This window comes from Streptomyces sp. XY431 (assembly GCF_001279805.1).
In the GTDB taxonomy this organism is placed as follows: domain Bacteria; phylum Actinomycetota; class Actinomycetes; order Streptomycetales; family Streptomycetaceae; genus Kitasatospora; species Kitasatospora purpeofusca.
The window spans coordinates 1-7,153 of record NZ_LGDO01000159.1 but is presented as its reverse complement, the minus strand read 5'-3'; the positions used below and the strand labels follow the sequence as shown (position 1 = coordinate 7,153).

Genomic DNA, 7,153 nt, shown 5'->3' with positions numbered 1-7,153 from the left:
GGTACTGCAGGGGGGACCCTGTGGGAGAGTAGGACGCCGCCGAACAATCATTGTGAAGAACCCCCGTCGGGAAACCGGCGGGGGTTCTTTGCGTTGTGCCCGAATTCCGTCAGAGCGCGAGCTTGAAGCCCAGGTGGGAGGGGACGAAGCCGAGGCGTTCGTAGAAGCGGTGCGCGTCGGTGCGGGTGATGTCGGAGGTCAGCTGGACGAGCTGGGCGTCGAGTTCGCGGGAGCGCTCGATCGCCCACTGGATCAGTTCGGTGCCCAGGCCGCTGCCGCGTTCGTCGCCGTGTACGCGCACTCCCTCGATGACGGTCCGGGTGGCGCCCTTCCGGGAGAGGCCGGGGACGACGGTCAGCTGCAGGGTGCCGACCGTCCGGCCGGCGCGTTCGGCGACGACGAGGTGCTGGTGCGGGTCGGCATCCATGCGGTCGAACGCGGTCCGGTAGGGGGTGAGATCGTCGGGGCTCTCGCGGGTCGCGCCCAGGGGGTCGTCGGCGAGCATCGCGACAATGGCCGGCAGGTCGTCGCCGGTCGCCCGGCGGATCGTCAGATCGTTCATGCTCACACCCTAGAAGGGCGGTTTCCGTCATCAGCCGGGCGGGGCGCTGGTGATGACGGCGAAGGCCGCGCCGTGCGGGTCGACGAGCCGGGCCTGGCGGCCGACGCCGTGGACGTCCTCGGCGGGGAGCCGGACGGTGGCGCCGAGCTGTTCGGCGGTGGCGACGGTGGCGTCGACGTCGGGCACCTCGAAGGACGGGAGCCAGTGCGAGGAGATGCCGGCGGCGGTGTCCCCGGGCGGGATCGGGCAGATCCCGCCGTGCGCGTCCGCCGTCCCGCCGCCGGGCGGGGTGAGCACCGTGTACAGGTCGAGGCCGAGCGGGACGTCCTGTTCCTGCCAGCCGAACACCGCGCGGTAGAAGGTCTTGGCGGCCTCGGCGTCGATGCTGAAGCACTCCGTCCAGCAGAGGCTGCCGGGTTCGGTGACGGTGTCCAGGCCGCGGACGGCGTGCGGCTGCCAGACCGCGAAGTCGGCGCCGGTCGGGTCGGTGCAGCCGGTGGTGCGGCCGCTGGTGAGGACGTCGAAGGGGCCGAAGCGGACCCGGCCGCCGGCCTCGCGGACCAGGGCCGCGGTGCGGTCGGAGTCGAGGGTGCGGAAGTGGACGGTCCAGGCGGCGCGGTCGCCGGCGGAGGTGACGGGGCCGAGCGCGGCGACCGTCCGGCCGTCCTGGCGGAAGAGGCTGTGCCGGGCGGCACCGGGGCCGGTGGCGGAGGTCCAGCCGAACAGTCCGGTGTAGAAGGAGACCGAGGCCGGGGTGTCCGGGCTCGCGAGGTCGAGCCAGTTGGGGGCACCCGGCCGGAAGGCGGTGGTGAGCACGGTGTTCCGCTCCTTCGACGTCGGACCTGGGCCCCTCCCTGCTTGCCCCCAGCCTGGCACTGCCGCCCGGGATGTCGCACCCGGACGGTACGGTGCGTAGCGGAAGTTGTTCCGCACGGTGACAGGAGGCCCGGTGGCCAGGCAGACAGCGGCGCGCACCGGAACCGGCAACGACCAGGCGGTGCCGCGGCAACTCGCCCAGGTCGAGGGTGTGCTGGAGCGGATCACCTACGCCAACGAGGAGACCGGCTACACCGTGGCGCGGGTCGACACCGGGCGGGGCGGCAACGATCTGCTGACGGTGGTCGGCGCGCTGCTCGGCGCCCAGCCGGGGGAGTCGCTGCGGCTGCACGGGCGCTGGGGGTCGCATCCGCAGTACGGCAAGCAGTTCGTGGTGGAGAACTACACGACGGTACTGCCGGCGACGGTGCAGGGTATCCAGCGCTATCTGGGGTCGGGGCTGATCAAGGGGATCGGGCCCCGGTTCGCCGAGCGGATCGTGGAGCGGTTCGGGGTGGACACCCTGGAGGTGATCGAGCACGAGCCGGGCCGGCTGATCGAGGTGCCGGGGCTCGGGCCGAAGCGGACGAAGAAGATCGCGGCCGCGTGGGAGGAGCAGAAGGCCATCAAGGAGGTGATGGTCTTCCTGCAGGGGGTCGGGGTCTCGACCTCGCTGGCTGTACGGATCTACAAACAGTACGGGGACGGCTCGATCGGGGTCGTGAAGAACGAGCCGTACCGGCTGGCCTCGGACGTCTGGGGCATCGGCTTCCTCACCGCGGACCGGATCGCGCAGGCCGTGGGCATCCCGCACGACAGCCCGGAGCGGGTGAAGGCGGGCCTGCAGTACGCGCTGTCCCAGAGCAGCGACCAGGGGCACTGCTACCTGCCGGAGGAGCGGCTGATCGCCGACGGGGTGAAGCTGCTCCAGGTGGACGTGGGGCTGGTGATCGACTGCCTGGCGGAGCTGGTGGCCGCCGAGGGGGTGGTGCGCGAGCAGGTGCCGGGGGCGGCGGGGGAGCCGATCACGGCGGTGTACCTGGTGCCGTTCCACCGGGCGGAGATCTCCCTGGCCAATCAGCTGTTGCGGCTGCTGCGGGCGGACACCGACCGGATGCCGTGGTTCGGGGACGTGGACTGGCCGGCGGCGCTGGGCTGGCTGGCGCGGCGGACGGGGGCGGAGCTGGCGCCGGAGCAGGAGCAGTCGGTGCGGTTGGCCCTGACCGAGCGGGTCGCGGTGCTGACCGGCGGTCCCGGTTGCGGCAAGTCGTTCACGGTGAAGTCGATCGTGACCCTGGCGCTGGCGAAGCGGGCCAAGGTGGTGCTGGCGGCGCCGACCGGGCGGGCGGCGAAGCGGCTGGCGGAGCTGACCGGGGTGGAGGCCTCGACCGTGCACCGGCTGCTGGAGCTGCGGCCGGGCGGGGACGCCGCGTACGACCGGGACCGGCCGCTGGACGCGGACCTGGTGGTGGTGGACGAGGCGTCGATGCTGGATCTGATCCTGGCGAACAAGCTGGTCAAGGCGGTGGCCCCGGGCGCGCACCTGCTGTTCGTGGGGGATGTGGACCAGCTGCCCTCGGTGGGTGCCGGGGAGGTGCTGCGGGACCTGCTCGCGGAGGGCGGGCCGATTCCCTCGGTGCGGCTGACCAGGATCTTCCGGCAGGCGCAGCAGTCGGGGGTGGTGACCAACGCGCACCGGATCAACGAGGGGCTGCCGCCGCAGACCGAGGGGCTGCCGGACTTCTTCCTGTTCGCGGAGGAGGACGCGGAGCTGGCGGCGGGTCTGACGGTGGACGTGGTGGCGCGGCGGATCCCGCAGAAGTTCGGCTACGACGCCCGGCGGGACGTCCAGGTGCTGGCGCCGATGCACCGGGGCCCGGCGGGTGCGGGGAACCTCAACACGCTGCTCCAGGCGGCGGTGACGCCGGCCCGGGAGGGGCTGGCGGAGCGGCGGTTCGGCGGGCGGACGTTCCGGGTGGGCGACAAGGTCACGCAGATCCGCAACAACTACGACAAGGGGCGGAACGGGGTCTTCAACGGCACAGTGGGAGTGGTGACGGCCCTCAGCGTGGACGACCAGCGGCTGACGGTGCTGACGGACGAGGACGAGGAGGTGCCGTACGACTTCGACGAGTTGGACGAGCTCGCGCACGCCTACGCGGTGACCATCCACCGGTCGCAGGGGAGCGAGTATCCGGTGGTGGTGATTCCGGTCACCATGTCCGCGTGGACGATGCTTCAGCGAAATCTGCTCTACACCGCGGTGACCAGGGCCCGAAAACTGGTTGTGCTGGTGGGGTCACGGAAAGCGATCGCCCAGGCGGTTCGCAGTGTCAGTGCAGGTCGGAGGCATGCCGCGCTCGACCACCGGTTGGCGTCTGGATGATTCTCCAAGGGATGCTTGCCTCTATTGTTCTCTTGACGTGAAGAGATTTACGGCAGAGCCTGGTGGGGTGCCGATCTTGTCCGGTTCGTACCGGCTGCGGCGGCAGGTTTTGTAGGGGCGGGCCCTTTCGGGTCACCCCGGGTGCGCGGCTGTCCGCCGGATGGGGGATGGTAGAGACAGTCAGGGCACCTTGGAAGAGGATTCATTTCGTCGGTGAGGAAGACGTGAGCGACAACTCGGTAGTACTGCGGTACCAGGACGGCGAGTACGAGTACCCCGTCGTCGAGAGCACTGCGGGCAACGCCGGCTTCGACATCTCGAAGCTGCTCCCGCAGACCGGCCTGGTCACCCTGGACAACGGCTTCGGCAACACCGCCGCCTACAAGTCCGCGATCACTTTCGTGGACGGTGACAACGGCATCCTGCGGTACCGCGGTTACCCGATCGAGCAGCTCGCCGCCAAGGGTGACTTCATCGAGACCGCCTACCTGCTGATCAACGGCGAGCTGCCGAACGCGGGCCAGCTGGAGGCGTTCAACCGCGAGATCACCCAGCACACCCTGCTGCACGAGGACGTCAAGCGCTTCTTCCAGGGCTTCCCGCGGGACGCCCACCCGATGGCCATGCTGTCCTCGGTGGTCGGCGCGCTGTCGACGTTCTACCCGGAGAGCCACAACCCGTTCGACGCGGCCCAGCGCCACCTGTCGACGGTCCGCCTGCTGGCGAAGCTCCCGACCATCGCGGCGTACGCGTACAAGAAGGCGATGGGCCAGCCCTTCGTCTACCCGCGCAACGACCTGAGCTACGTCGAGAACCTCCTGCGGATGACCTTCGCGGTCCCGGCCGAGGACTACGAGCTCAACCCGGTCATCGTCAACGCGCTGGACAAGCTGCTGATCCTGCACGCGGACCACGAGCAGAACTGCTCGACCTCCACCGTGCGTCTGGTCGGCTCCAGCCACGCCAACCTGTTCGCCTCGATCTCGGCGGGCATCTCGGCGCTGTGGGGCCCGCTTCACGGCGGCGCCAACCAGGCCGTGCTGGAGATGCTGGAGAGCATCCAGAAGGACGGCGGCGACGTCGACGCCTTCATCACCAAGGTCAAGAACCGCGAGTCCGGCGTCAAGCTGATGGGCTTCGGCCACCGCGTGTACAAGGCCTTCGACCCGCGCGCCGCGCAGGTCAAGCTGCTCGCCCACGAGGTGCTCGGCCAGCTCGGCAAGTCGGACGAGCTGCTGGAGATCGCGCTCAAGCTGGAGGAGCACGCGCTCAAGGACGACTTCTTCGTCTCGCGCAAGCTCTACCCGAACGTCGACTTCTACACCGGTCTGATCTACCGCGCCATGGGCTTCCCGACCAGCATGTTCACCGTGCTGTTCGCCCTCGGCCGGCTGCCGGGCTGGATCGCCCACTGGCACGAGATGATCAACGACCCGACCAGCCGGATCGGCCGTCCGCGCCAGATCTACACCGGCGTCGAGATCCGCGACTACGTCGGGATCGACGCCCGCTGACGCCAAGCGCACGCCCTGACACCGTGCCACGAGGGCCCGGCCGCACTTCTGCGGCCGGGCCCTCGGTCGTTGCTCCTCCATGTCCGGCGCACGACTCCGGGGGCGGCTGTGGGCCCGGGACGGCCGCTCAAAGCGTCCCCGGCCCCGCCACACCCCGGCGTCGTGCGCGAAGGCCGCCAACCTCGGCGACCGACCCGGGGCCCGCCGGAGCCCCGTCGGCGACAGTGGTGGCCACGCGTCGACGTCATGCCGTTCGCCACGTCTTCGCCCACCGGAAAAACTGCCGCACTACCAACCTAAGACGTATCAGCGTGCGAGAAGTTACGCCCGGGGGGTGTGAGCTGCCTCTCGCCACGCTCCGTGTGCGTGCAGTACCGGCTCCATACCACACCTTGCGGCGGCGGCGACGTCACCCTCCCCGCAGTCACGGCAACCGAGCGTGATAGGAATCGTGGCATTCCGGTACGGACCGCCCCGCACCTCGCAGCGTGGCGGCGGAGCTGGGGAGGGAGTGCGCAGATGACCAGGAACGTGGTTGTCACCGGCGGTGGCACGGGGATCGGGTACGAGGTGGCGCGGCGGTTCGCCGAGGCCGGCGAACGGGTCGTGATCGTCGGTCGGCGGCGTGCGGTGCTGGAGGAGGCCGCCGCCACCTTCGGGCCGAACGTGACCCCACTGGTCTGCGACCTCGCCGATCCGGACGCCGTGGAGGCCGCGCTCGCCGAACTGCCCGAGCGGATCGACGTGCTGGTGAACAACGCCGGCAGCCGGGAGACCGTGATCGGTGCCGGGCCGCACGCCCTGCTGGCCCGCTGGCGGGGTGACTTCGAGCGCAATGTGCTGACCGTGGTGCTGCTCACCGAGTCGATCCGGGACCGGCTGACCCCCGGCTCCGGCCGGGTGGTCACCATCAGCTCGATCGCGGCGCTGCGCGGGGCGGGCTCGTACGGGGCAGCGAAGGCCTCGCTGCACGCCTGGAACAACTTCCTGGCCGCCCAGCTCGGCACCTCGGGCATCACGGCCAACATCGTCGCCCCGGGCACGGTGGCGGGCACCGAGTTCTTCGGGCCGAGGCTGGACGAGGCCGAGGTCTCCCGCCGGGCGGCCCGCACCCTGCTCGGGCGGATCGGGGAGACCGGCGAGGTGGCGGCGGCGGTGCAGTTCCTGGCCTCGCCGGAGGCCGGGTTCATCACCGGGGAGATCCTGCACTGCAACGGCGGCGAGCTGCTCGGCCGCTGAGGGCTGTGAACGGCCGAGGGGCCCGTACCGCAGACGCGGTACGGGCCCCTCGGCGCTTCCTGGGCCTTTTCCTGGGCCTCTTCCTGGGCGCTGCCGGGCCCCGGGGCCCTAGCCGGCCTGGAAGGTGCGCAGCCGGAGGCTGTTGGTGAGCACGAAGACCGAGGAGAAGGCCATCGTGGCGCCGGCGATCATCGGGTTGAGGAGTCCGGCGGCGGCCAGGGGTATCGCGGCGACGTTGTAGCCGAAGGCCCAGAAGAGGTTGCCCTTGATGGTGCCGAGGGTCTTGCGGGAGAGGCGGATGGCGTCGGCGGCGGAGCGCAGGTCGCCGCGGACCAGGGTGAGGTCGCTCGCCTCGATGGCGGCGTCGGTGCCGGTGCCCATGGCGAGGCCGAGGTCGGCCTGGGCGAGGGCGGCGGCGTCGTTGACACCGTCGCCGACCATGGCGACGATCCGGCCCTCGGCCTGGAGGATCTCCACGGTGGCGACCTTGTCCTCGGGCAGCACCTCGGCGTGGACGTCCTCGGCGGGGATGCCGATCTCGGTGGCGACGGCCTCGGCGACGGCGCGGTTGTCGCCGGTGAGCAGGACCGGTCGCAGTCCGAGGGCGCGCAGTTCGGCGACGGCCCGGGCGCTGGT

The 7,153-nt window shown here is 70.8% G+C and carries 6 protein-coding genes; 3 read left to right on the top strand and 3 right to left on the bottom strand.

The features are described from left to right. Positions 1-109: 109 nt before the first annotated feature. Both ADK60_RS18225 and ADK60_RS18220 read right to left on the bottom strand, forming a co-directional pair. Positions 110-562, bottom strand: a complete 453-nt coding sequence (locus ADK60_RS18225) for a GNAT family N-acetyltransferase (protein WP_045944909.1) — start codon at positions 560-562, stop codon at positions 110-112. Positions 563-592: 30 nt separating this feature from the next. Further along, positions 593-1,378, bottom strand: coding sequence for a VOC family protein (locus ADK60_RS18220; protein ID WP_053647290.1), 786 nt, complete (start codon positions 1,376-1,378; stop codon positions 593-595). A 133-nt stretch (positions 1,379-1,511) separates the two neighbouring features. Between ADK60_RS18220 and recD2 the strand changes: the two genes are divergently transcribed. The 3 genes from recD2 to ADK60_RS18205 all read left to right on the top strand — a co-directional run bounded on the left by recD2 (position 1,512) and on the right by ADK60_RS18205 (position 6,517). After that, a complete protein-coding gene (gene recD2 / locus ADK60_RS18215) occupies positions 1,512-3,764 on the top strand; it encodes an SF1B family DNA helicase RecD2 (protein WP_502687431.1) in 2,253 nt (750 codons plus the stop codon). A 224-nt stretch (positions 3,765-3,988) separates the two neighbouring features. Beyond that, positions 3,989-5,278 (top strand): citrate synthase, encoded by a 1,290-nt coding sequence (locus tag ADK60_RS18210; RefSeq protein WP_045944906.1) that lies wholly within the window; start codon positions 3,989-3,991, stop codon positions 5,276-5,278. A 519-nt stretch (positions 5,279-5,797) separates the two neighbouring features. Then, positions 5,798-6,517, top strand: coding sequence for an SDR family NAD(P)-dependent oxidoreductase (locus ADK60_RS18205; protein WP_053647287.1), 720 nt, complete (start codon positions 5,798-5,800; stop codon positions 6,515-6,517). 108 nt (positions 6,518-6,625) lie between these two features. Here ADK60_RS18205 and ADK60_RS18200 read toward each other — a convergent pair. Continuing rightward, a partial coding sequence (locus ADK60_RS18200; RefSeq protein WP_159400481.1) for an HAD-IC family P-type ATPase occupies positions 6,626-7,153 on the bottom strand: 528 nt, incomplete at its 5' end.